We start from the raw sequence: 26,288 nt of genomic DNA, 5'->3' as shown, positions 1-26,288 counted from the left end.
ACATCGCCGCCGCCGCTCCCGTCACTCGCCCAGCCGTTGGTCCAGCACTCCGAAGAGTTCATCATCGGAGACTGAACCCATTCCAAACACCGGACTCCCGGCCTCGCCCAGCGCGGAAAGCGCCGCCCGCAAGGCATCCGCGAGCTGGTCGGGGCGCTCACCGGCCGCCTTGACCCAGGTGTCCAAAAGGGACTGGTCGAACGCCGGTTCGGGTTTCACCAGGTGGGACACCAGGTGTTCGGTGAGAGCGGTCACATTCGGGTGGTCGAACAGCAGCGTCGCGGGCAAGGCGGCACCCACGTCCGCGCCGAGCCGGTTGCGCAGCTCCAGCGCGGTCAGCGAGTCCAGGCCGATGTCGAAGAGCCCGGCGTCCTCCGGGACCGCGGCGCCCCGGCGGAAGCCCAGCACCTGGGCGACCCGGTCGGTCACGGTGGCGCGGATGACCTGCCTCGCGGCGATGTTGTCCAGTGTGGACACCCGCTCGACCAGGGACACGGCGGCGGGCTCGGCTCGGCGGGGCGCCAAGTCGGCGAACACCTCCGGGGTGTGGCCGGTCCAGGCCCTCGGGTCGAGGACCACCGGCGCCACCGCGGGCGGTCCGGCGGCCAGCGCGGCGTCGAACTGGGCGAGGCCGTCGGCCACCGAGACCGCCCGGATGCCCAGCGCGGCCACCCTGGCCCGTTCGGCGGCGCCGAGCGCGGCGCCCATGCCCTCGTCCCACAGGCCCCAGGCCAGCGACGTGCCCGCCAGGCCCGCCGCCCGGCGGTGCGCGGCCAGGGAGTCGAGGAACGCGTTGGCGGCGGCGTAGTTGGCCTGGCCCGCGTTGCCGACCACGCCGGCGACCGAGGAGAACAGCACGAACGCGGCGAGTGGCCGGTCAGCGGTGAGGCGGTGCAGGGTGAGTGCGGCGTCGACCTTGGCGCGGAACACGCGGTCGACCTGGTCCTCGGTCAGCGACGCGAGCACCGAGTCGGCGACCACACCCGCGGAGTGCACGACCGCGGTGACGCTGTCGTCCAGCAGACGGGCGGTGGCCTCCGGGTCGGCGACGTCGCACGCCGCGGTGCGCACCGTGGCCAGCGCGCCGAGCTCGGTGGCGAGGTCGCGCAGGGCCGGGTCTGCGTCACCGCGCCGCGAGACCAGCAGGAGGTCGCGGACGCCGTGCCGGTCCACCAGGTGGCGTGCGATGGCGGCGCCGAGGGCTCCGCCCGCGCCAGTCAGGAGGACAGTGCCGTCACCGAAACCGGGGACCTCGCCCGTGGCGGACAGTTGCCGCAGGCGTGGGACCAGGACTTCGCCCGCGCGCAGTGCGATCTGTCCTGGGCGGGTCGAGGTGAGTCGGGTGAGGGCGGTTCGGGAGTCGGGGTGGTCATCGACGTCGATGATCCCGATGCGTCCTGGGTACTCCGTGCGCGCGGTGCGCACCAAGCCCCACAGGACGGCCGCTTCGGGGTTGGGCACCGTGTCGCCCGGGGCCGCCGCGACCGCGCCGCGGGTGACGATCACCAGGTAGGTGGACTCAGGTGTGGTCAGGATCAGGTCCCGCACGGTGTGGAACGCCGTTCGTGGGTCGCCCTCGGGTTCGACGACCAGCACCTCGGCGGACTCGTCCACCTTGGCGCTGTCGGCGGGCACCCATGCCAGCTCATAGGGGGCGGGCACCCGGCGGGCGACGCCCTCGGCGGGGCGGAGCCGGACCTCGGCAGCGGTGACGACCGGCCTGCCGGTGGCGTCGAGCGCGGCCAAGGCGAAGGTGGACTCACCGGTAGCGGTGATCCGCACCCGCAGCGGGCCGGTCACCTCGCCGTGGACCCGCACGTCACGCCAGGCGTAGGGCACCTCGACGGCGCCATCGGTGTCGACCAACCAGCCGTGCAACGCGGCGTCGAGGCGGGCCGCCGCCGGACCGGGCGGGGTGTCGACCTCGGCGTAGCGCGTGGTGCCATCGACGCTGAGGGCAGTGAGCCCCTGGAAAGCGGGACCGTAGTGGTAACCCCGGTCTTCCAGGGTCGCGTAGAAGTCGGTCACGGCGAGCGGGTCAACAGCGGGAACGCCCCCGTCCCACTCGTCCGACACACCGTCGGCAGCGAGAACGCCCTCCGCGTGCAGGGTCCACTCGGCTGTGCCCGAAGCGCGGGCGTGCACGCGGACCGAGTCGTGGTCGGCGGTGACCCGGAGGTCGACCTCCTCCCCCGGCCCGACCACCAACGGCGCGGGCAGCACCAGCTCGGCCAGGTGCGGACTGCCGTGGCGCGCCCCCACCCAGGCGGCCAGCTCGACGATCGCGGCGGCGGGCAGCAGGACGGTCCCGTGCACCGCGTGGTCGGCCAACCACGGCTGGCGGACGTGCGACAGCACGGACGTGTAGATCGTCTGGTCACCGCCCGGGGCGGCCACCGCGGCGGACAGCAGCGGGTGGTCCGGCCGGTCGACACCCAGTCCGGCGGCCGTCGCCTCGGCGGGTGGGGCGTCGAGCCAGTAGCGGTCGCGGGCGAACGGGTAGGTGGGCAGCGGCACCGGTTCGGCGTCGGCGCCGAACAGCGCGCGCCAGTCCCACGCGACCCCGGCGACGAAGCCGCGGGCCACGGCCGTCCACAGCGCGTCGACCTCGTCGTGGCGGCGGTTGAGCGTGGGGATACCCACGGCGCCCGCCTCCTCGGCCAAGGGCGCGAGCACGGTGTCCGGCCCGACCTCGACGAACGTGGTGACACCGCGCTCGCGCAGGGCGGCCACGGCGTCGGCGAACCGGACGGTCCCCCGCACCTGGGCGACCCAGTGGTCTGCGTCAACGTCCACGTCCGCTGCGGTCAGCGTGGAGACGACCGGGAAAGTAGGCGCAGCGTGGTTATCGGTGTAACTGCCAATGGCCGTGCGGAAAGCGGGCAGCATCGGGTCCATCAGCGCGGAGTGGAACGCGTGGCTGACGGTGAGCCGCTTGGTCCGGTGACCGCGTTCGGCCAGCGTCGCGGCGGCGGCCAGGACGGCGTCCTCGGCACCGGAGATCACCACGGCGTTCGGCCCGTTGACCGCCGCGATGTCCACTGTGGACCCGACCAGCGCCGCGACCTCGGCCTCGCTCGCCCGCACGGACACCATCGCGCCACCCTCGGGTAGCTCCTGCATCAAACGCCCACGTGCGGCGACGATGGCCACCGCGTCCGGCAGCGTCAACGCCCCGGCGACGTGCGCCGCGGCCAGCTCGCCGATCGAGTGGCCCGCGGCAGCGGACACCGGCAGACCCCACGACAGCAGCAGTCGGGCCAGCGCGACCTCGACGGCGAACAACGCCGCCTGGGTGAACCGGGTGCGGTCCAGGTCCGTGCCCGCGATGGCGGCCGACACGTCGATGCCATCGGCCCGGAGGAACTCTTCCCGCACCGCATCGAAGGCGGCAGCGTAGACCGGGAACTGTTGGTGCAGAAGAGTTCCCATGCCGACGCGCTGACTTCCCTGCCCGGTGAACAGAAGAGCGACATCACCGTTGGCAGGGGTCCCGGTGATCGCCTCGGATGCTCCGTCGGCGATCTGCTGGAGCCCGTCGACCAGGTTCTCGTGCGTCCGGCCGACGACCGCCGCGCGGACGGTGAACGGTGTTCGAGTCGTGGCCAGGGACAGCGCCAGGTCGGTGTGCCGCAGGTGCGGCGTGTTCTCGACGTGGTGGCGCAACCGGGCGGCCTGCTCGCGGAGGGCGACGTCGGTCCGGGCACTCAGCACCCACACCAACGGCCGGTCCTCGACCGGGGCGCGCGGCGGGGTGACCGGCCCTTGCTCCAAGACCACGTGCGCGTTGGTGCCACCGATGCCGAACGAGGACACCGCCGCGCGGCGCGGGTGGTCGCTAGCCGGCCACGGCGTGGTCTCGGCCGGGACGACCACCGCGCCGCTGGACCAGTCGACGTGCTCGGACGGGGTGCCGACGTGCAGGCTCGCGGGCAGCTCGCCGTGCCGCATGGCCTGCACGAGCTTGATCACCCCGGCGACGCCCGCGGCGGCCTGGGTGTGCCCCAGGTTGGACTTGACCGAGCCCATCAGCAGCGGCGCGCGCCGGTCCCGGCCGTAGGTCGCCAGCACCGCGCCCGCCTCGATCGGGTCGCCGAGCCGGGTGCCGGTGCCGTGCGCCTCCAGCACGTCCACCTCGCCCGGCTCGAGCCCGGCGACACTCAGCGCGCGGCGGATCACCCGCTCCTGGGCGGGGCCGTTCGGCGCGGTCAGGCCGTTGGACGCGCCGTCCTGGTTGACCGCCGAGCCGCGAACGATCGCGAGTACCCGGTGGCCGTTGCGCTCGGCGTCGGCGAGCCGCTCCAGCACCAGCAGGCCGACCCCCTCCGCCCAGGCGGTGCCGTCGGCGTCGGTGGAGAACGGCTTGCAACGGCCGTCGGGGGCGAGGCCGCGCTGGCGGCTGAACTCGACGAAGGTGGCCGGGCTGGCCATGACCGTGGCACCACCGGCGAGGGCGAGCGCGCACTCCCCCTGCCGCAGCGCGTTCGCCGCGCTGTGCAGGGCGACCAGCGACGACGAGCACGCCGTGTCGATGGTGACCGCGGGGCCCTCGAGGCCGAGGCTGTAGGAGACCCGGCCGGAGGCGACGCTGCCCGCGCTGCCGCTGACCAGGTAGCCCTCCAGCTCGTGGCCGCCGCCGGGGCGCTGGTGCACCCGGGCGCCGTAGTCGGAGTACATCAGTCCGATGTAGACACCGGTGGCCGAGCCGCGCAGGGTGGCCGGGTCGATGCCCGCGTCCTCCACCGCGGCCCACGCCGACTGGAGCAGCAGGCGCTGCTGCGGGTCGATGGCCAGCGCCTCGCGCGGGCTGATGCCGAAGAACTCCGCGTCGAACTCGGCCGCGTCGTGCAGGAAGCCACCGTGGCGGGTGTAGGAGGTGCCCGCGGCGGCCGGGTCGGGGTCGAACAGGCCCGTGTCCCAGCCGCGGTCGGCGGGGAACTCGGTGATGGCGTCAGTGCCCGCGCGCAGGGCCGCCCACAGCTCGTCCGGGTTCCCGACGCCGCCGGGCAGCTTGCAGGCCATGCCGACGATGGCGATCGCGTCCTCGGCCACGACCGGCGCCCGCACGTCCCGGGCGGGCTCCTCGGCACCGACAAGGGTGGCACCGACGAAGGTGATCAGGGCGTTCGGCGTGGGGTGGTCGAAGACGATGGTCGTGGCCAGCCGGACCCCCAGCCGGGCGGTGAGCCGGTTGCGCAGGTCGACGGCCATCAGCGAGTCGAACCCGAGCTCGGCGAACGGGCGGTCGGGGTCGATGTCGGCGGGCGAGTCGTGGCCGAGGACGGCGGCGACGGCCGCCAGCACGCGGCGGGCGAGGTCGTCGTGGCGGGCCTCGACCCGGGCGGGGTGGGCGCGCCAGGCGCGGGCGGCGGGCAGGTCGAGCGTCGCGGCGACCACCGAGGTGGCGCCACTGGCCAGCGCCCGGTCGAACAACGCCAGACCGTCGTCAGTGGACATAGGGCGGATGCCGGCGCGGGCCAGCCGGTCGCGGTCGCGGTCGGTGAGATGCGCGGTCATCCCGTCGCCGGTGTCCCACAGGCCCCAGTGCACGACGAGCGCGTGCTTCCCGGCCCGGCGACGCTCGTGCGCGACGGCGTCGAGCGCGGCGTTCGCCGCCGCGTAGGCGGACTGGCCCGCAGTGCCGAGCACACCGGCGACGGACCCGAACAGCACGAACGGCAGGTCGGCGGTGAGCGCGTCGAGGGTGGCGGCGGCCCCGGCCTTGACGGCGAGGGTGTGGGCCAGCGCGTCGGCGTCCAGCGATTCGACCAGGGCGTCGTCCACCACACCCGCCGCGTGCACGACCCCGCCGAGGGGGCCGAGGTCGGCGAGCAGGGCCGTGAGGGCGATCGGGTCGGCGACGTCGCAGGCCCGGACGGTCACCCGGGCGTCAGCCAGGTCCAGGTCGACAGCGGCGCCGGATCGGTTGACCAGCACCAGGTTCCGCACGCCGTGCCGGGTGACCAGGTGTCGGGCCACGCGACGGCCGAGCGCACCCGTACCGCCGGTGACCAGCACCGGCAGGTCGTCCGCGAACGCGAGGTCGACCCGTTGGGCGTTCGCGTGGTCGGGGATCAGGGTCGGGCGGAGCACCGTCGCGCCCCTGATGGCCGTCTCGGGCCAGGCCGTGGCGACGGCGGCGAGCAGCCCCGGGTCCGGGTCCACGGCGTCCACCAGGGCGAACCGGCCCGGGTGCTCGGCCTGGGCAGAGCGCACCAGACCCCACACGGCGGCGGTGCCCGCGTCGGCGCGCTCGGTGTCGTCCACCGGGACACCGTTGGTCACGAACACCAGACGGGTCTCACCCGCAGTGGAGATGGCGGCGCGTGCGTCCTCGGCGGTGGCGACCCGCACCACGGTGATCTCGTCGACGACCGTCGGGACGGTGGCCGACTCCCACCGGAGCTGGTGCAGGTCGGCCTCGGCCCCGATGGCGCGCAACCGGAGGCGGTCGGCGACGAGGATCGGCACGCCATCGGTGTCCGTGACGCGAACGCGATAGGCGTCGGTATCCACTGTGGACAGTTGGACCCGGGCGCGGCGGGAAGTGCTCGGCCGCACGCGGACACCGTCGAGGGCGAAGGGCACGCGGCGGGCGCCGTCGAGCACCAGCGCGTGCAACGCGGCGTCGAGCAGCGCGGGCGAGGCGATCACGCCGTCCGGGGCCTCAGCGGGCACCTCGACGTCGGCCACGAGGTCACCACCGTCGCGCCACACCGCACGCAAGCCCTGGAACAGCGGGCCGTAGCCGTACCCGCGCTCCGCAAGCCCGGGGTAGGGGTCGCCGAGGTCGACGCGCTCGCCCTTCGGCCGGATCTGGCCGGTGGGCTCAGCGGGGTGGTCGACGAGCCGGGCGGTGGCGTGGACGGTCCACTCCTCGGCGTCGGCGGCCCGGCCGCGAACAGTCACCTCGCCTGCGATGGCCAGGGCTTGGACACGGACGTCGGAGTCCACCACCAGCGGGGCGTGCACCACGAAGTCGTCGATCCCCGATCCGAACGCGGCCACCACGTCCAGCAGCGCGACGGCGGGCACGACCGCGCGACCGTCGACCTGGTGCTCGGCGAGCCAGGGGTGCGTGCGCACGGACAGCGTGCCGCTGGCGACCACGCCGTCGGGGAGATCGGTCTGCGCGGACAGCAGCGGGTGGCGGGCGTCGGTGAGGCCCAGGTCGGTGGCGCTGCCCCGGTCGAGCGGGACGTCGAGCCAGTAGCGCCGGGTCTCGAACGGGTAGGTCGGCACCTCGACGGCCACCGCGTCGGGGAACAGCGGCGTCAGGTCGACGTCGACCCCGGCGACCAGCAGCGCGCCCAGCGCGGGCACCGCGTCGGGGAGCAACGGGACGGCCACGGCCGCCTCGACGGTCTGCTGGACCATCGACACCAGGCCGCCGTCCGGCCCCAGCTCCAGGAACCGGGTGGCCCCGGCGGCGCGGACGGCGTCGGCGAAGCGGACCCGGCCGCGCAGCTGGGCGACCCAGTAGTCGGCGGTGGCGAGGTCGGCGCCCAGGTCACCGGTGGCGGTCGAGGCGATGGGCAGCCGGGGCTCGGCGAAGCGGACGCCGTCGAGCACGGTGCGGAACTCGGCCAGCACGTCGTCCAGGTGGGCGGAGTGGAACGCGTGGCCCACCTTCAGCCGGGTCGCCCGTCGTCCGCTTTCCTTCCACCGCGCGACAAGCGCGTCGATGGGTGCGGCGTCGCCGGAGATCACCAGCGAGCGCGGGCCGTTGACGGCGGCGATCTCGACACCGTCGGTGAGCGGCACCTCGTCCTCGGCAGCCTCGAGCGCGGCCATCGCCCCGGGCCGGGCGGACTGCATGAGCCTGCCCCGGGCCACCACCGCCGCGGCCGCGTCGGCCAGGTCGAAGACCCCGGCGACGTGGGCAGCGGCGTACTCGCCGATCGAGTGTCCGATAAGGACATCGGGCCTCACGCCGAACCGCTCGACCTCGCGGTAGGCGGCCACCTGGAGGGCGAACAGCGCGGGCTGCGCGTAGCGGGTCTCGGCGAGGCGGTCGGCGTCGGTGAGCAGGTCGCGCAGCGGCACGTCGAGGAGCGGGTCGACGTGCTCGGCCACCACGTCGAACGCGGCGGCGAACACCGGTGAGGCTGCGATCAGGGCGGTGCCCATGCCCGCGCGCTGGCTGCCCTGACCCGAGAAGACGAACGCCAACCGCCCGTCGGCGGCCGAGCCGGTGACGACTCCGGGATGGTCTACGCCATCGCGCAGTGCTTCCAGGGCAGGCTTGCCGCCGAGCACAACGGCGCGGTGGGCGAACCTGGTGCGCCCGGCCAGGGTGTGCGCGGCGTCGTGGTCGAGATCCACGTCGAGAAGGCGCCCGGCTTGGGCGCGCACGGCTGCCGCGGACTTGGCCGAGATCACCAGCGGCGGCACCCCGGTCTCCTTGGTTACCGGCGTCTCAGCGGCGGGCGCCTGCTCGATGATCACGTGGGCGTTGGTGCCGGAGATGCCGAAGGAGGACACCCCCGCGCGGCGCGGCCGACCGGCGTCCGGCCAGGCCACCGGCTCACCGACCAGGTGCACGCCGGAGCCGTCCCAGGGCACGTGGGCGCTGGGCTCCTCGGCCCACAGCGTCTTGGGCACCAGACCGTGGCGCAGCGCCTCGACGACCTTGATCACGCCGCCGACGCCCGCCGCCGCCTGGGCGTGGCCGATGTTGGACTTCAGCGAGCCGAGCAGCAGCGGGCGCTCACGCTCGCCGCCGTAGACCGAGATCAGGGCACGGGCCTCGATGGGGTCGCCCAGTCTGGTGCCGGTGCCGTGGCCCTCGACCACGTCGACCTCGGTCGGGGTCAACCCGGCGTCGGCCAACGCGCGGTGGATCACCCGCTCCTGGGCACCGCCCGAGGGGGCGGTGAGCCCGTTGGAGGCACCGTCCTGGTTGGTGGCCGAGCCCGCGACGACGGCGAGCACGCGGTGCCCGGCCCGGCGCGCGGCCGACAGCCGTTCGACCACGACCACGCCCGCTCCCTCGGCCCAGCCGGTGCCGTCGGCGCCGTCGCCGTACGAGCGGCAGCGGCCGTCGGCGGAGAGGCCGCGCTGGCGGGAGAACTCGACGAAGATCCCCGGCGTCGCCATGACCGCGACGCCACCCGCGACCGCCAGGGAGCACTCCCCCGACCGCACCGCGCGCACGGCCAGGTCGAGGGCCACCAGCGACGACGAGCACGCGGTGTCCACGGTCAGCGCGGGCCCGGAAAGGCCCAGCAGATAAGCGATCCGGCCCGACGCGACGCTCGACTGGTTGCCCGCCAGCAGCAGGCCCTCCAGCTCCGGTGGCGCGGTGCGGAGCCTGCCCGCGTAGTCGTCGTACATGGCGCCGATGTAGACGCCGGTGTCGGTGCCCTTCAATGTGGTCGGGTCGATTCCCGCGCGCTCGAACGCCTCCCAGGTGACCTGGAGCAGCAGGCGGTGCTGCGGGTCGGTGGCGAGCGCCTCGCGGGGGCTCATGCCGAAGAAGTCGGCGTCGAACTCGCCCGCGTCGTGCAGGAACCCGCCGCGCCGGGTGTAGGTGGTGCCGTGGTGGTCGGGGTCCTGGTGGAACAGGGCGTCGAGGTCCCAGCCGCGGTCGGTCGGGAAGTCGCCGGTGGCGTCGACGCCCTCGGCGACCACGCGCCACAGGTCGTCGGGGGTGTCGATCCCGCCGGGGTAGCGGCACCCCATGCCGACGATCACGACCGGGTCATTGTCCACATCGGACTTGACAACTGTCGTGACGGACTTCTTCTTGGTGGCGAACAGGGACTCCACCAGGTGCTCGGCCAGCGCGGCCACGCTCGGGTGCTCGAACACGACGGTGGCGGGCAGGGCGACACCGGTCAGCGCGGCGAGCCGGTTGCGCAGTTCAACGGCGGTGAGCGAGTCGAAGCCGAGGTCCTTGAACGCACGCTCGGCGTCGACCCGGGTCGCGTCGTCGTGGCCCAGCACTGCGGCGGCCTGCTCGCGCAGCAACCCGGCCAGCACCCGGCGGCGGTCTTCCGGCCGCTCACCGGCCAGCCGCCGCGCCCACGCGCCGCCCGCCGTCGGTCGACTGACCACGGTGGACACCAGGCCGGACAGGACGGGCAGCAGTGTCCCGGCCTCGGCCTCCCGGCGGAGCACCGCGAGGTCGAGGGGCGACTTGACCACGTGCGAGGCGGTCGCCCGGTCGAGCACCGCCAACCCCGCCTCGGGCTCCAGCAGTCCCACGCCCCGGCGGGCGAGTCGGGCGTGATCGCCATGGTCGAGGTGGTCGGTCATGGCACCCGCGGCGGTCCACAGACCCCAGGCGATCGAGGTCGCGGGCAACCCCTCGGCGGCGCGGTGCTCGGCAAGGGCGTCCAAGAACGCGTTGGCGGCGGCGTAGTTCGCCTGGCCCGGCGCACCGACAACGGCCACGGCGGAGGAGAACAGCACGAACCGGTCCAGCGGGAGATCACGGGTCAACTCGTGCAGGTACCAGGCGGCATCGGCCTTGGGTGCCAGCACCCGGGCCACTTGTTCGGGAGTCAAGGCGCCGATGGTGGCGTCGTCGAGCACGCCCGCCGCGTGCACGACCGCGCGCAGCGGCCGGTCGGCGGGGATCGAGTCGATCAACGCCGCCAGCGAGGCCCGGTCGGCCACATCGCACGCGGCGACGGTGACGTTGGCGCCCCGCAGGTCGTCGAGCAGATCAGCTCGCCCGCTGCGGTTGACCAGCAGCAGGTGCGCGGGCGACGAAGCCGCGATGTGTTGGGCGACCAGCACACCGAGCGCGCCGGTGCCGCCGGTGATCAGGACGGTGCCGTCGGGCCAGCCGCGTGAGTCGTCGTCCAGGTCGCGTACGACGAGCCGGGGCACGAACACCGCGCCTGCCCGGATCCTCGCCTCCGGTTCGTCGACGGCGGCGAGCACCTCGGGTGTGGCCGGGGCGTCGACGGTGACCAGCCCGACCCGCCCGGGGTGCTCGGCGGCGGCCGAGCGGACCAGCCCGCGCAGGCCGGCGGCGGCGAGGTCGTCCGACCGGTGGACCACGACGAAGCGTGCGCCGTCCAGCCGTGGATCACCCAGGAGTTGTTGCAGGGAAACGAGTACATCCCCGGTGAGCGCGTGTAGATCGTCCACAACAGACTCACCGCTGGCACGCGCGGGAACCAGCACGGTGTCAGGCAGTGAATCCCCGAGGTCAGGGACGTCTCCGTCGACCACGTCCGTCGGGTCGCCCAGGACCGCGATCGAACCAGGAGCGCGGGTGGCGGTCGCCGGAACCCAGTCGAGCTCGTGCACACGTTCGCGGACCGCGCCGGACATCGGGCGGAAGCCGACCGAGGCGATGGTGCCGATCACTGTGCCGTCGGCGTCACCCAGGACATAGCCCACCCGGGTGCCGCTGAGCGGTGTGATCCGCACCCGCAGGCGGCTCCCGGCCTGGCCGACGATCCGCAGGCCCTCGATGGCGAAGGGCAGCAACGGCTTGCCCGGATCACCCGTGGGCACGCCCGCCAGTCCCGCGACCACCGGGTGCAGCGCGGCGTCGAGCAGCGCGGGGTGCACGGGGAAGTCCCCGTCGAGGCCGTCCGGGCCGTCGATCTCGGCGAGCACGTCGGCACCGTGCCGCCACGCGGCGGTCAACCCTTGGAAGCGGGGCCCGTAGTCGTAGCCGAGCCCGGCCAGGTAGTCGTAGACCCCGCTCAGGTCAAGGGATTCCGCGTCGGCGGGCGGCCAATTCGACGGCAGTTCCGCGTCGACGTCGCCCCCCGGCTCGACCGTTCCGACGGCGTTGCGCGTCCACGGCTCGTCGGGTCCGGGTCGCGAGTGGACGGTCACCGTTGTGCCCTCGAGCCGGGCTTGGACCTCGACCGGCCGGTCGAGCGGCAGCGGCGCCTCCAGGGTGATGTCCGCCAGGGTGTCGAGCCCGCGAGCGCGGCCCACTGCGGCGGCGAGGTCGGCGATGGCGGTGCCCGGCACCAGCACGGAGCCGAAGACCTGGTGGTCGGTGAGCCAGGCGTGGGTCGCGGTGTCGACCGTGCCGGTGGCCACCGTGCCACCGTCGGCGAGCGTGACCGGGTGGCCCAGCAGCGGGTGGCCGCCGCGCTTGCCCGCCTGGCGGGTCGGCGCGAGCCAGAACCGGCGGCGCTCGAACGCGTAGGTCGGCAGGTCGGGCAGGTGCGCGCCCGCTCGCGGCCAGTCGACCCGGATCCCGGCGAGGTCGGCGGCGGCGAGCGCGCGGCGGAACTCGGCCAGGTCGCCGCGCTCGCGCCGCAGGGTGCCCAGCACCGAGCCCGTGACCCCGGCGGCGGCGAGCGTCCCCTCGACCCCGACGGTGAGCACCGGGTGCGGGCTGACCTCGATGAACCTGGTGTGCCCCGCCTTCGCCAGCCCCTCGACGGCGGCGGCGAAGCGGACCGGTTCGCGCAGGTTGCGGTACCAGTAGCCGGCGTCCAGCTCGGTCCCGTCGGCGGGTCCGGCGGTGAGCGAGGAGTGGAACAGGATCTCGGTCGGCTGTGGCGTGATCCCGGCCAGCACGGTGTGCAACTCGTCGCGCAGCGGCTCGACAAAGCGGGTGTGCGAGGCGTAGTCGACCGCCACCCGCCGGGCCCGGATGCCCTGTTCCTCAAGCCATTCGGCCAGCTCGTCGAGGGCGGTGGCGGCCCCGGCGACCACTGTCGACTGTGGACCGTTGACGGCGGCGACCGAGACGTCCGGCCACCGTTCGAGCGCCTGCCGCAGTGTGTCCGCCGAGGTGGCGACGGACATCATCCCGCCACCGGTGATCTTCGTCAGCGCCTTGGCGCGGGTGGTCACCAGCCGCGCCGCGTCGGACAGGGTCAGCGCGCCCGCGACGTGCGCGGCGGCGATCTCACCCTGCGAGTGGCCCACCACCGCGTCCGGCTCGACACCCTCGGACCGCCAGAGCGCGGCCAGGGACACCAGCACAGCGAACAACACCGGCTGCACGACGTCCACCCGGTCCAGCGCCGACGGGTCCGCGCGCAGGACGTCGAGCAGCGACCAGTCCACGTGCTCGGCGAACGCCTCCGCGCAGGCCTCGATCGAGGCGCGGAAGACCGGCGAGGTGTCCAGCAGCGCCCGGCCCATCTCCGGCCACTGCGCGCCCTGACCTGGGAAGACGAACACCGTCCGGCCGGGCGTGCGCCGCCCGGCGAGCGCCTGGTCGTCGACCCCGCCCTCGGCCAGCGTGCGCAGAGCCGCCAGCGCACCTGCCTGGTCGTCGGCCAGCACGGCGGCGCCGTGCGACAGGCGGGTGCGGGAAACCAGCACGTCCGCGACCTGCGCGAGGTCACGCGGCGCGGCGAGGTAGTCGGCGAGGCCGGCGGCCTGCCTGCGCAGCGCGTCGGGGTCGGTGGCGGAGATCAGGATCGGAATGGCCTGCTCGACGACCGCCGGCTCAGCCTCGGGCGCCTGCTCGATGATCACGTGCGAGTTGGTGCCCGAGATCCCGAACGAGGACACCCCGGCGCGGCGCACCCGGTCCACCGCGGGCCACGGCACCGCCTCGCGCACCAGGTCGACGCCGGAGTCCGACCAGGTCACGTGCGGGCTTGGCTGGTCGGCCCAGAGCGTGCGCGGCACCACGCCGTGCGCGATCGCCTGCACGACCTTGATCACGCCGCCGATGCCGGCGGCCGCCTGGGCGTGGCCGATGTTGGACTTGAACGAGCCCAGCAGCAGCGGGGTCGAGCGCTCGCCGCCGTAGGTCGCGATCAACGCCTGGGCCTCGATCGGGTCGCCCAGCCGGGTGCCCGTGCCGTGCGCCTCCACCAAATCGACGTCGTCCGACCGCAGCCCCGCCTCGGCCAGCGCGCGCAGCACGACGCGTTCCTGCGCGGCGCCCGATGGCGCGGAGAGCCCGTTGGAGGCACCGTCCTGGTTGACGGCCGAGCCCGCCACGACCGCCAACACCGGGTGGCCGTCGCGGCGCGCGGCGGAGAGCCGCTGGACGACGACCACGCCGACGCCCTCGGCCCACGCGGTACCGTCGGCCTCGGCGCCGAACGCGCGGCACCGACCGTCGGCGGAGAGCCCGCGCTGCCGGGAGAACTCGACGAACATGCCTGGCGAGGCCAGCACCGCCGCCCCGCCCGCGATGGCGGTGTCACACTCCCCCGACCGCACAGCCCGCACGGCCAGGTCGAGTGCGACGAGCGAGGACGAGCAGGCGGTGTCGATGGTGAGCGCGGGCCCGGAAAGCCCTAGCAGGTAAGCGATCCGGCCGGAAGCCACACTGGGTGTGCTGCCGGTGAGCAGGTAGCCGTCGGTGTTGCCGCCACCCTCGTGCAGGCGTGGCGCGTAGTCGGAGGTGGTCGCTCCGATGTAGACACCGGTGTCGGTGCCCTTCAACGTGGTCGGGTCGATCCCCGCGCGTTCCAACGCCTCCCAGGTGACCTGGAGCAGGAGGCGCTGCTGCGGGTCCATCGCGAGCGCCTCACGCGGGGACACACCGAAGAACTCGGCGTCGAACTCGCCCACGCCGTCGAGGAAGCCGCCGCGCCGGGCGTAGCTGGTACCGGTGCGCGCGGGGTCGTCGTCGAACAGGGTGGACAGGTCCCAGCCGCGATCGACGGGGAAGTCGCCGGTGGCGTCGATGCCGTTGGCGACCACGCGCCACAGGTCCTCGGGCGAGGCGATCCCGCCGGGGTAACGGCACCCCATGCCGACGATCACGACCGGGTCATCGTCCACAACGGACTTCCGCACGACGGCCCGCGTCGTCCCACCGCCCAGGTGCGCGGCCAGGGCCTCGGCGGTGGGGTGGCTGTAGAGGGAGCCCACCGGCACCTCGCGGCCGAGCGCGGCGCTGAGCCGGTCGCGCAGCTCGACCACGCCGAGCGAGTCCACGCCCAGGTCGCCGAAGCTCGCCGACCGGTTCAGCCTGCCGAGGTCGGCGTGCCCGAGGACGGCGGCCAGCTCGGCGGCCACCAGCTCGCCGAGATCGCGCTGGGCCACCGGGGCGCGCACGGGTTCGGCCCGGTCGAGCCAGTACGGCTCGCGCTGGAAGGGGTAGGTCGGCAGCGGCACGCGCGGGCCGGGCGGGAAGCCCCAGCGCGGCTCGATCCCGGCGACGAACAGCCCGCCCAGTCCCGCGGCCGGGTCGTCCTGCTTGCCCAGCACGGGGACGAACGCCGCGGCCGATCCCAGCTCGGTCCGCGCGAGCGCGGTCAGCGTGGTGCCCGGACCGGCCTCGACGAACACGCCCGCGCCTAAGGCCCGCAGCGCGCGCAGGCCGTCGCGGAAGCGGACGGGCTGACGGGCGTGCCGCACCCAGTAGTCAGCGTCGAACCGGTCCACCAGCTCGCCGGTGACCGTGGAGACAAATGGCACCCGGGGCGCGGCGAACTCGATTCCGTCGAGCACAGCGCGGAACTCGTCGAGCATCGGCTCCATCAGCGGCGAGTGGAACCCGTGGCCGACGGTCAGCCACCTGGTCCGCAACCCGGACGCGGCGATCTCCTCCAGCGCCGCGCGCGCTCCCGAGACCACGACCGACTCGGCGCCGTTGACCGCCGCGATCCCGGCGACAGCCGCGTGCGGCAGCAGCAGGGGCGAGACGTCCTCCTCGCTCGCAGCCACCGCGAGCATCGCCCCGCCAGGCGGCAATTCGTCCATCAACGCGCCGCGAGCCGCGATGAGCCGGACCGCGGCGGGAAGGTCGAGCACGCCCGCGACGTGCGCGGCGGCGACCTCGCCGATGGAGTGGCCCGCGACCAGCGCGGGCGTGACACCCCAGGACTCCAGCAGCCGGTGGGTGGCGACCTCGACGGCGAACAGCGCGGGCTGGGTGTAGCGGGTGCGGTCGAGCAGTCCGTCGGTCTCGGTCCACAGGACGTCGGCGAGCGGGGTGGGCAGGTGCTCGCGCAGCAGGTCGGCGATCTCGTCGAACGCGGCGCGCCACACCGGGAAGTCCCGGTGCGCCCGCGCGCCCATGCCGAGCCGCTGGCTGCCCTGACCGGGGAAGATCACCGCGACCGAGCCGGGCACCGGCGTCCCGGTGATCACGTTCGGCGCGGACACACCCGCCGCGAGCGCGGCCAAGCCCGCGGCGACGTCTCCGGTGACCGCGGCCCGCTCGGTGTACGCGGTGCGGGTGGTAGCCAATGTCCTTGCCACACCAGGGAGTTCGGCGTGCGGCGCGATCCGCTCCGCGTACGCGCGCAGGGCGGCCGGGGTACGGGCGCTCAACACGAGCGGAGCGTTCGAGGCGTCCTCCGCCTCCACCGGCCGGTCAGGGGCCTCGGCCACCACCAGGTGGCAGTTGGTGCCGCCCATGCCGAACGAGCTGACCCCGGCGACCAGCCGACCGTCCGGGCGCGGCCAGTCGCCGCCCGCCACCCGCACGCGCAGTCCGAGCCCGGCCAGGTCGATGTCCGGGTTGGGCTCGGTGTGGTTCAGCGTGGCCGGGATATGTCTGTTGTGGACACTCAGCAGCACCTTGAGCAGCCCGGCGATGCCCGCCGCGCCCTCCAGGTGCCCGATGTTCGTCTTCACCGAGCCGACCTCGACCACCGTCCCGGCGACCAGCGCGCCTGCGGTCGCCTGACCGAGCCCGCGCGCCTCGATCGGGTCGCCGACCGGGGTGCCGGTGCCGTGCAGCTCGACGTACTGCACCTCCTCGGCGACCACCCCGGCCGCCGCGCGCGCCTTGGCGACCACCTCAGCCTGGGCGTCCGCGCTGGGCACGGTCAGGCCCTCGGTGGCGCCGTCGTTGTTGACCGCGCCACCGAGGATGACGCCGTAGATCCGGTCGCCGTCGGCAAGGGCTGTCTCGAGGCGCTTGAGCAGCACCAACCCGGCGCCCTCGCCACGCACGTACCCGTTGGCGCGCCGGTCGAAGGTGTGGCAGCGGCCGTCCGGGGACAGGCCGCCGAACTCGGCCACCGCTCGCGTACCCGCCGGGTCGACGATCAGGTTGACCCCGCCCGCGAGCGCCGCCGTGGTCTCGCCCCGGCGCAGGCTCTCGCACGCCAGGTGCACGGCCACCAACGACGACGACTGGGCGGTGTCCACCGCGATGCTCGGCCCGCGCAGCCCCAGGGCGTAGGACACCCGGTTGGCGATGATGCCCCGGGTCGTGCCGGTCAGCGTGTGCCGCCCGAGATGACCCTGCCGGGCCAGGCCCGCGTACTCGTCGGCGATCGACCCGACGAACACGCCGGTGTCGCCGCCGTGCAGGTCGGCCGGGCGGATACCCGCGTCCTCCAGCGCCTCCCAGGCCAGTTCCAGGACCAACCGCTGTTGCGGGTCCATCGCCGCGGCCTCGCGCGGGGAGATGCCGAAGAACTCCGGGTCGAACTCGTCGATCCGATCGAGGTAGCCGCCGCGCCCGGTGCCGGGCCTGCCCTCGGGCACCTCCCGGACCGCGTCGCCACCCGCGCGCAGCAGCGCCCAGAACGCGGCCGGATCGGGTCCGCCGGGCACCCGGCAGGCCAGTCCGACCACTGCGATGGGGTCCGAAACGCGCGCGCCACTCACAGTGGTTGCCTCACTAACGGTCGACCGGCGGTTCTGCCGGGAGGGGTGCGGGTGCTCAGCCGCGCGCCGCGGCGACGGCGGCTTCCAGTTGGCCGATCACGGCGTCGGGGGCGTCCGGCCACATCCGCAGCACCGCGAGCAGGCTCCACACCCGGGTCTCGGCCAGGTGGGTGGGGGCGCCGTGCACGTCGTCGTGCTCGACCAGGGTCAGGTCCGCCACCGAGCGGCGCAGCCGGTCGACGTCGGCGGGCGGGATGATCTCGTCCTGCCGGGCCACCACGGCGGCCAGCGGGATCGAGAGCCCGGCGAGCTCGTCGTCGGTGATGGCCCAGTCCCGGATGTGGTCGTAGACCTCGGCCGGGGTGACCCGGGCGAGCTGGGCCAGGGTGTCGCGGGTGATGGCCGGGACCTTGTCCTGCCAGACGCGGTCGGTGTAGAAGTCGTGCACCGGCGGCCCGTTGCCGACGATCCCCCGGATCCGCGGGTCGTGCAGCGCGGCCCGGATCGCCAGGTGCCCGCTGAAGCTCAGCGCCAGCAGGTAGGTCTGGTCCACGTCGGCCTCGAACCCGAGACCGTCCACGATGGCCGGGAACAGCCGCCAGCTCTCGGCGGTCAGCCGCAGCGGGCTCTCCCCCACGCCGGGGAAGTCGACCACCACCCCGGCGAACCCGAAGGCGGCCAGCTGCGGCAGCACAGCGGCCCACTGCTCCTTCGGGCTCACGATGCCACCGCTCATGATCAGCAGCGGCCGGGGCGCGGCGGCGGACAGCCCGATCGTCCACAGCCGCACCGGCTGCCCGTCGACCCGCACGGTGCGCGGCTCGATCGCCGGGACACCCGCGCGCCACTGGTCGAAGGTCTCGATCGCGCGGGTCAGCGCGTGCGCGCGGCCTGGGCCGTCGACGAACGGGAACCGGCCCAGGGTGAAGTACTGGCTCGCCGCCAGCAGCTCACCGGCGGTCACCAGCGCCTCCCCGGCGTCCACCCACTCCCGCGCCCACGAGCCGGGCCCGTCGCCGCGGTCGGTGACGATCCGGTCGAGCAGCGCGGTGTAGTGGTCGGCGGGCAGGTTCTGCGAGACCGCGTGCGCCACCACGAACCGCTTGAGCTCCAGCAGGTCGTTCATCCCTCGGTCCCCTCCAGCGCGTCCTTGATCTCGGTGAGCACGTCGGCGGCCTCGGCGCCGTCGATCACCCGGTGGTCGAAGGTCAGCGACAGCCGCAGCACCGGGGCCACGACCACCGCGCCGTCGCGGACCACCGGCCGGTCGACGACCCGGCCGACGCCCAGGGTGACGGTCGTGCCGCCGACGGAGTGGAACCCGTCGACCGCGCGGTGCCCGAGCGAGGTGACGCTGAACGTGCCGGTGATCCTGGGCCGCAGCGCCAGGTCGGCGGCGGACTCGGCGAAGCGGGCGCGCGCCTCGTCGGCGGGCAGCGCAGCGAGCGCGCGGATGCCCGCGAACCGCGGGTCGGTGTCCGGGTCCGCGGCGATCGCGTCGTCGATCTGGGCCTGGATGTCGGCGAGGGAGGCCGCCGCCAGGTCGGGCAGCACGGTGGCCAGCACGACGCGCTGACCGCCGAGCCGCTTGTCCAGCGTCACCTTCGCGCTCACCGTGTCGAAGGTGGCCAGCTCGCCGCTCTGGATCGCGGAGTTCGCCTCCGGGTGCTTGGCCAGCACGCCCGCGGCGGCGTGCACCACGAACGAGACGACGGACCGGCGCTCGCCCGCCGCCGCGGCCCGCGCCCTGGCGGCGACGATGGCGGTGGCGTCGACCTCGGTGTCGAGGAAGACCGGGGCGAAGTCGCGGACCTGGTCGAGGAAGAGCAGCGTGTGCCTGCGCTGCACGGGGACGGGGTGGCTCACGCGGCCACCAGCCCGTGGATCGCGCCGAGGGTGCGCGCGGTCAGCAGGTCCGGCAGCGACACCTGGGTGCCCGCGTGCCGCTCCAGCGACACCGCGATCGCCAGCAGGTGCACCGAGTCCCAGCCGCCGAGCTCGTCGAGGTCGCGGTCGAGGTCGCCCTCGGCCACCTCCAGGCCCAGCTCGTCGCGCACCAGCCGGACGAAGTCGGCCGTGGTCATGGGTGTGTCCTCCCGAGTGCTCACAGGGTTTCCAGGGCCAGCCCGGACTTGATCCACTTGCTGGACTCGATGGCGACCGCGATCGCCCGCGCCGGGCCGCGCATCTCGGCGAGCAGCCGCCGCAGCTGGAAGAACAGCAGGGCGTTGCCGTTGTTGCCGATGTCGGCGACGCAGGAGACCTCGCGCGCGCCGGGGAAGTCGAGCCCGGCGGTGATCTTGGCGGTCATCGCGACGGAGAGCTGCGGGGGCAGCAGGTAGTCGACCTCCTCGCGCTTCCAGCCCAGGTCGTCGAGCAGCTCGTCGGCGACCTCCCTGGCCATCACCGGCACCGACTCCTCGATCGCCTTGTAGTCCTCCCGGGCGGGCGCCTGCGCGCTGGCCCGGTCCACCAGGCCGAACCAGCGCAGCACCTGCCCGGGCTCGCGATCGAGGCCGGTGAGCCGGGTCAGCACCCGGCGCACGACCGGCGCGTCGGCGTCCTCCTCGGTGGTGAGCACGGCCGCGCCCGCGCCGTCGCCGAAGAGCACGTAGTTGACCAGCTCCTCCGGCGGCACGGCGTGCAGGTCGGCGGAGACGTCGTAGTGCCGGGCGATGACGTCCCCGCCGATCACCAGGGCGGTGCGGTAGGCGCCGGTGCCCAGCAGCGCGCTCGCCACGTCGAAGGTCTGCACCGCCCCGGAGCAGCCGGACTGCAGCTGGAAGGTGGGCACCCCGTCGATCCGCAGCCGGTCGGCGACCACATTGACCGTGGTCGGCATCAGCTCGTCGGGGGTCGCGGTGCCCAGCACCACCACGTCGATGTCCTCAGTGGACAGGCGGGCGTCCGCGATCGCCTCGCGGGCGGCGGTCTCGCCGAGGTCGGCGAGGGTGTGCCGCTGCCGCCCGGTCTCCAGGTCGACCGCCAGGTGCCTGCTGCGGGTGCCGATGAAGGTGTCCACCCACTGCTCCCACAGCCGGTTCATGCCGAACCGGGCGGCGAGCGCCGCGGTGTCCACCGGGGGCCCCGGCAGAGCCGTGCCGACGGACAGGACGCGTACCGGTTTGGCCCCCACAGTCCACCCTTCCCAAGTCGCTCAGTCGATGCGAGGAACGCTAAAGACGCGCGCTAAACCGTCTCTAGCCCCGGTTTCGACTCGACGACGGGCGTCCGCGCGCGCGGTGCGGCGAGCAGCCGCATGCCCGGTTTCTCCACCGCGACGTGCAGCAGCCAGGCCACCCCGATCGACACCGCCAGCAAGCCGCCGAGGGTGACCACGGCCGCGACGGTGGTGTTGTTGCCCTCCGGGAACAGCACCCCGCGGCTGAACTCCAGGATCGGGTAGTGCACCAGGTACAGCGCGAAGGAGATGTCCCCCAGCCACACCAGCGGCCGGGTCCGCAGCGGCGAGGCGGCACCGCGCACGTCCGCCGCCGCGCTCGCCGCGATCAGCAGCGCCAGCGGCACCACCAGCGGGGCGGTGAGCCCCCACACCGTGGGGAACAGCAGCACCTCGGCCGCGAAGCCCGCCGCGACCAGCCCGAGGATGGGCAGCACGCCCAGCCGGATCCACCGGCCGGAGAGCACGATCCGGGCCAGCACGATGCCTAGCACGAAGTCGAGCAGCCGCACCGGTGGGAGCGAGACCAGGAACCAGTTCTGGGCCAGCGACATCTCCAGCCCCGGGATCTTGGGCTCGCCGGGCACCAGGCCCAGGGCGATCGCGGGCAGCGCCACGGTCACCGCGGCCAGCCCGGTCGCCACCGCCCACAGCCGCCGCGCCGGGATCCGGTCGACCAGCGGCTTGATCCACGGGAACGCCAGGTAGAACAGCAGCTCCACGCCCAGCGACCAGCTCGGCACGTTCACCGCGCGGATGGTCTCCAGGTCGGGCTGCCAGGTGTGCACCAGGAACAGGCTGGGCACCAACTGCTTGGCGGTCAGCGCCTGCCCCGCCCACAGCGCCAGCCCGGCCGCGGCGGCCCAGGTGACCACGTGCAGCGGGAAGACCTTGGCCAGCCTGCGCCGGACGAACCGAGCCTTGGTGTCCTCGGCCCGGGCGGACCAGGTGAGCACGAAACCGCTGAGGATGAAGAAGAACTCGACCCCGGCCCAGCCCGCCGAGAAGGCGAACGGGAGCAGGTCGGCGACCGCCTCGGGTCCGAGGTAGCCGGTGACGACGGCGTGGCTGAAGAAGACGGCGAACGCGGCGAGGAACCGCGCGCCGGTGAGCGTCGGTAATCGCGCGGGGACAGGACTGGTGACCATGGCTGACTCCTCATCGGACGAAATCGGCCGAACCCTAGGAGCAGGCACTTTCCGTGCTCTAAACCACACTCTCCGGTGGACGCGCGGGCCCGCGGAGTGGTGGACGGGCGGCTCAGGAGAGCCGGTGCCACGCGGTGATCATCCGGACACAGAGCGCCGCACGGGACGCGGTGGACCCGGCCGCTGTGGACTCGACCGCCGCGCGGGCGCAGCTGACTGAGTGCGGCGGATCGAGCGCGGCGGACTGGGCGCAATGGACAGCGCCGCCGCCCACACCCGTGGCCGGCGGCGCCGCGGACCCGAAGGTCCATTGTGGATTATCCGGACCGGTCCCCCGGCGCTCCCCCGTGGCGCGCCCGCGGACCGGGTGGCCCGGGTGGGCGGGTCGCGCGACCCGCCCACCGGGCTACCTGACGGCTATCGCGCGACCGCTCCCCCGAACGCGACGGCGATGAGACCACCGTCGGGACTCGAGACACCGGTGTCGAAGAGCCACTCCCTATCCCTGTTCATCTTCTATCCCCCCAAAGCCCGCACCCCCATGGCGCGGTCGTCATGCCCCGGCGGAACTCCACGCCGGATCGTCACGCGGTTGCCTTCGCGTTCACGCGGTGACTGTTGACACGAGACTATCCATGCGCTCGAAGCCGCGCACCTAGTTAAGCCAGCCCGAAAAGCCGCAGCAGGCGGCCCCGGGGACGGACGGTCCAGGCGCGCCGCCCGCCCCGGTGCCGCGGGTGCCGCCGGTCACCACGGTGCGCCGGACACCGTTCCCCAGCAGGTTCCGCGCCGGCCGCTCGAGCGGCACCGGATTCCCAGTCGTGGCCACCTCGCGCGCCAGTCCACCCGGGCGGGTACCGGACGACCACGTGCTCGACGGTGTCGACCAGGTCCACATAGGACCACCCGGCCGGTTCGCGCTCGGAGTCGCGAGCAGCAGCTACTCGTTCGCCGCTGCCTGCGCCGGGTGGGGCGGGTGGGATAGGTTGGTGGTGATGACTACCGGGACGGCATCGCGCCACACACAGATTGGCGACCCGGTGCTCTCCTGAGCGCCGCACGGGCCGCCGCGGACCCGCTCCTCGACCGAGGACTCGGCCCGCACGCGCGGGCACCTCCTCCGTCGTGCTTGACCACAGGCTCGACACGTCAACCACGACAAGAGGACACATGCCCACCAAGAAGCTGCAGATCCCCACCGCGGACGGCCAGGCCGACGCCTTCGCCGCCTTCCCCGACGGTGCCCGGCGGAACCCCGGCGTGCTGCTGTACACCGACGTCTTCGGCATCCGGCCCGTGCTGGAGGACCGGGCCCGTGAACTGGCCGAGCACGGGTACTACGTTCTCGTCCCCAACGTGTACTACCGGCACGGCCCGGCACCGCTGGTCGCGCTCCCCGAGCACATCGACGAGGAGACCCGGCCCAAGCTCGTCGCCCAGCTGATGCCGTTGGTCAGGGCGCACACCACCGACCACGTGCTGCGCGACGCCGAGGCCTACCTCGGGTTCCTGGCCGACCAGCCCGAGGTCAGCCCCGGACCCGTCGCCGTGATCGGCTACTGCATGGGCGCCGTCCTGGCCATGCGCACCGCGGCGGCGCACCCCGACCGGGTGGCCGCCGTCGCCGGGTTCCACCCCGGCAACCTGGTCACCGACGCACCCGACAGCCCGCACCTCCTCGTCCCCCGGATCACCGCCCAGGTCCACCTCGGCCACGCCGAGAAGGACATGACGCCGCAGGCCCGCGGGACGCTCGACGAGGCCTTGACCGCCACTGGTGTCGGCCACACCTCCGAGGTCTACCCCGGAACCCTGCACGGCTTCACCATGTCCGACACGCAAGCCTTCGACCCGGCCGCGCTCCAGCGCCACTGGGACCGACTGCTCCCCCTGCTGGATCGCACCCTCAGCACGACCTGACCCGCCCCGGCTAGGTTCGCTTGCGCGGGCGGGACCCCGCCGTGCGGCGCTGCGGGCGCGACGTGCTCGACGAGCCGCGCGTGGCCTGTTCCTTGGACCGGTCCTGCGCCCCCGACCGCCGCGACCGCGGTTGGTCGGGGGCGGACCCGCTCGGGCTGAGCGCCTGGGCCCGGCGCCAGGTCCCGGTCGGGCACTGGCACACGAAGTCGCGGAAGTCCTGGTTCGGCACCTTGTGCAGGACCCCGACCTGCAGCCAGGACTCCTCGTCCCGCCAGGGGTGCCAGCCGTGCGGCATCGGCAGGTAGCCGTGCTGACCGGTCTTGTCCTTGGAGGTGATCTTGAGGACGTAGGCGTGCCGGGCGGAGGCGCTGACCACCAGGCAGGTCCGGTCCTTGCCGGACGGCTCGCCCGGTCCGTAGCTGCCCTCCTCGAACGGGACCCACGCCATCCACACCTGGCCGGGCTGCGGACCACCGCGCCGGGAGTCCGCCGGACCGCGCTTCCCGGCGACCCCGGTCCGACGCCCATCGGCGCCCCGGGACGGGCCGGTGCGCCGGTCGACGAACCGGGAGACCACGATCCAGGTCCAGACCAGCACCAGCATCGCCGTGATCCGCCGGGGATCGACGATGGTCAGGTCCACCTTGGCGAGCGGACCGATGACGACCGACACCCCGGTCGCCACCGCGAGCAGCGCGACGGTGCGCAGCAGGGTGGCGAGGACCCCCATCGGCCGCACCCGGTGCCTGCGCACGACCCACAGCGCCGCCGGCGGCGCGCACGCGGCGGTGACCCAGACGACCTGCTCGCGGGCGAGGGCGGCCGGGTCCTGGTTCCGCACCAGGTAGAGCACACCGAGGCAGCCGAGGAACCCCGCCGCCACCCACTGGGCGAGAACCTTGCCCAGCAGCGACGCGCCACCCCGGTCGTCCCCGCCCCGCCGCGCGCCACTCACCAAGGTCTCCCTCACCACCGATGCCGTCGACACGGTGAGTCGCGTCCCCGGGGCACACGTTACCGATCAAGTACCGGACCGCAGACCTCTACCCCGACCGGACTACCATGATCCACTTCGGACGTCCTTTTGAGAGTCGCCATACGCCCAGGTCAACGCCCTGCGCAAGGGTAGTTGAGTATGAAACATGTCTCAGGTTCAGGAATTGGTCCACGTGCGCCGGTCGTGATCTGCTGCCAGTGATAGGACCTTTCGGTCATGGCCGCGCACCCCTTCCGGATGGCGATGAACCACGTGCACCACTTCTCGGTCGGAGCCATCACGCCCGTCCTGGCCTACCTGCTGTCGACCCTGGGCTGCGCCCTGGGCCTGCTGAGCATGCAGCGCGCCCGCGCGCAGCACGGCTGGTCCAAGCGGCTGTGGCTGGCCCTGGGCGCGGTGTCCATCGGCGGCACCGGGATCTGGGTCATGCACTTCGTCGGCATGCTCGGCTTCGCCGTCGACGGCACCGAGATCCGCTACGACCTCTTCCGCACACTCCTCAGCCTCGTCGTCGCCATCGGCATCGTCGGCCTGGGCCTCTCCGCGGTCGGCTACGGCAAGGCCACCTGGCCCCGCCTGATCGGCGCCGGAACGATCACCGGCATCGGCGTCGCCGCCATGCACTACCTCGGCATCTCCGCGATGCACATGAACGCCCAGGTCGGCTACGACACCCTGCTGGTCGTCGCCTCCATCGTGATCGCCGTCGTCGCCGCCACCGCGGCCCTCTGGGCCACCCTCAACGTCCGAGGCATCGCCGCCACCATCGGCGCGGCCCTCATCATGGGCATCGCGGTCAGCGGCATGCACTACACCGGCATGGCGGCCATGGCGGTAGAGGTCTTCGGCGGCGGATCAGGGCAACTGACCGGCATCGAGGCATACTCGTTCTTCGGACCGCTCGCGATGGTACTCGGAGTGCTGACAGCGGTATCCCTGCTCACGGTCGGCATCTCCTCCAGCGAGAAGGAAATCGAAGAGGACCTCTGGGCAGAACAACAGCTCGAGAAGCTGCTGGGCGACCGAGCAAAGCCGTAAGCAGCCGGAGCACCTCCAGCACCAGCACCGGCCCCAACTCGGCCCAGCCCATATCTTCCATCTGCCCTTTGAGCACTTTCCCTAAGTCTTTCAATCTCTAAATGCCGTGCCCGCTGGTACGCAATGCCCGTTACGTTTGTGCTCGATTGGGTGGACTGCCTTCGTGTGGGGGGAGGCGACCGCTAAACTTGCCTCAGTGGTGGGGATGCCCTTCTCCCCACGCTTTGTCCCCACGCGGTCGCCTAGGGGCCCCGCGCGAAGGCAGTCCAGCCAATCGAGCCTCCGTCTTTACTTGGGCAGGTCATGGGATGTGCCGCCCTGGGGTCGACGCCACGGGTGGCTCGTAGACATGGGCTGCCCGAGGAAAGATTGGGGGCTCGATCTAGTGAACTCACTTCGCGCGGGGCCCCTAGTACGGCAGCCGCCATTTGTTAGCTGACCTGGGTGTTCTCGATGTCGCGGGCGAGTCTGGTGCGTTTGTGGAACCAGCGTGAGCGTGCTTGGTGGGTGCGTCGCCAGTTCACCCAGTGGGTTG

General features: G+C 73.5%; 9 protein-coding genes. 2 read left to right on the top strand and 7 right to left on the bottom strand.

From position 1 onward, the window contains the following. Positions 1-21: 21 nt before the first annotated feature. The 6 genes from QSK30_RS21830 to QSK30_RS21805 form a co-directional block, all read right to left on the bottom strand. Positions 22-17,436 carry a type I polyketide synthase gene (locus tag QSK30_RS21830; protein ID WP_285505353.1) on the bottom strand — a complete coding sequence of 5,805 codons (17,415 nt, stop codon included), beginning with the start codon at positions 17,434-17,436 and terminating at the stop codon, positions 22-24. Between the two features lie 88 nt (positions 17,437-17,524). Beyond that, positions 17,525-18,595 carry an alpha/beta fold hydrolase gene (locus tag QSK30_RS21825; RefSeq protein WP_285505352.1) on the bottom strand — a complete coding sequence of 357 codons (1,071 nt, stop codon included), beginning with the start codon at positions 18,593-18,595 and terminating at the stop codon, positions 17,525-17,527. Further along, on the bottom strand, positions 18,592-19,335 hold the full coding sequence (locus QSK30_RS21820; RefSeq protein WP_285505350.1) for a 2-oxo acid dehydrogenase subunit E2: 744 nt from the start codon (positions 19,333-19,335) through the stop codon (positions 18,592-18,594). The genes QSK30_RS21825 and QSK30_RS21820 overlap by 4 nt, the downstream gene beginning before the upstream one ends. Next, positions 19,332-19,553 carry an acyl carrier protein gene (locus QSK30_RS21815; RefSeq protein WP_285505348.1) on the bottom strand — a complete coding sequence of 74 codons (222 nt, stop codon included), beginning with the start codon at positions 19,551-19,553 and terminating at the stop codon, positions 19,332-19,334. The genes QSK30_RS21820 and QSK30_RS21815 overlap by 4 nt, the downstream gene beginning before the upstream one ends. Positions 19,554-19,573: 20 nt before the next feature. Next, on the bottom strand, positions 19,574-20,605 hold the full coding sequence (locus QSK30_RS21810) for a 3-oxoacyl-ACP synthase III family protein (protein WP_285505344.1): 1,032 nt from the start codon (positions 20,603-20,605) through the stop codon (positions 19,574-19,576). A gap of 53 nt (positions 20,606-20,658) precedes the next feature. Continuing rightward, positions 20,659-21,798 (bottom strand): acyltransferase family protein, encoded by a 1,140-nt coding sequence (locus QSK30_RS21805; protein WP_285505343.1) that lies wholly within the window; start codon positions 21,796-21,798, stop codon positions 20,659-20,661. Between the two features lie 1,170 nt (positions 21,799-22,968). Between QSK30_RS21805 and QSK30_RS21800 the strand changes: the two genes are divergently transcribed. Next, on the top strand, positions 22,969-23,718 hold the full coding sequence (locus QSK30_RS21800; protein ID WP_285505342.1) for a dienelactone hydrolase family protein: 750 nt from the start codon (positions 22,969-22,971) through the stop codon (positions 23,716-23,718). Positions 23,719-23,728: 10 nt separating this feature from the next. On the opposite strand, the gene QSK30_RS21795 is transcribed toward QSK30_RS21800, so the two are convergent. After that, positions 23,729-24,673, bottom strand: a complete 945-nt coding sequence (locus tag QSK30_RS21795) for a hypothetical protein (protein ID WP_285505341.1) — start codon at positions 24,671-24,673, stop codon at positions 23,729-23,731. A gap of 258 nt (positions 24,674-24,931) precedes the next feature. Here QSK30_RS21795 and QSK30_RS21790 point away from each other — a divergent pair, with 258 nt between their 5' ends. Further along, positions 24,932-25,753: an MHYT domain-containing protein gene (locus QSK30_RS21790; protein ID WP_285505340.1), complete on the top strand. Its 822-nt coding sequence runs from the start codon at positions 24,932-24,934 to the stop codon at positions 25,751-25,753. The last annotated feature ends 535 nt before the right edge of the window (positions 25,754-26,288 follow it).

It is taken from the genome of Actinokineospora sp. NBRC 105648, assembly GCF_030269645.1.
Classification (GTDB): Bacteria; Actinomycetota; Actinomycetes; order Mycobacteriales; family Pseudonocardiaceae; genus Actinokineospora.
The sequence above is the reverse complement of the archived record's forward strand: the minus strand, read 5'-3'. Positions and strand labels throughout refer to the sequence as shown.

Excerpts from the sequence above, each read along its gene's own strand:
- QSK30_RS21815 (WP_285505348.1), bottom strand. The coding sequence starts at position 19,553 with ATGACCACGGCCGACTTCGTCCGGCTGGTGCGCGACGAGCTGGGCCTG.
- QSK30_RS21805 (WP_285505343.1), bottom strand. The coding sequence starts at position 21,798 with ATGGTCACCAGTCCTGTCCCCGCGCGATTACCGACGCTCACCGGCGCG.
- QSK30_RS21825 (WP_285505352.1), bottom strand. The coding sequence starts at position 18,595 with ATGAACGACCTGCTGGAGCTCAAGCGGTTCGTGGTGGCGCACGCGGTC.
- QSK30_RS21790 (WP_285505340.1), top strand. The coding sequence starts at position 24,932 with ATGGCCGCGCACCCCTTCCGGATGGCGATGAACCACGTGCACCACTTC.
- QSK30_RS21800 (WP_285505342.1), top strand. The coding sequence starts at position 22,969 with ATGCCCACCAAGAAGCTGCAGATCCCCACCGCGGACGGCCAGGCCGAC.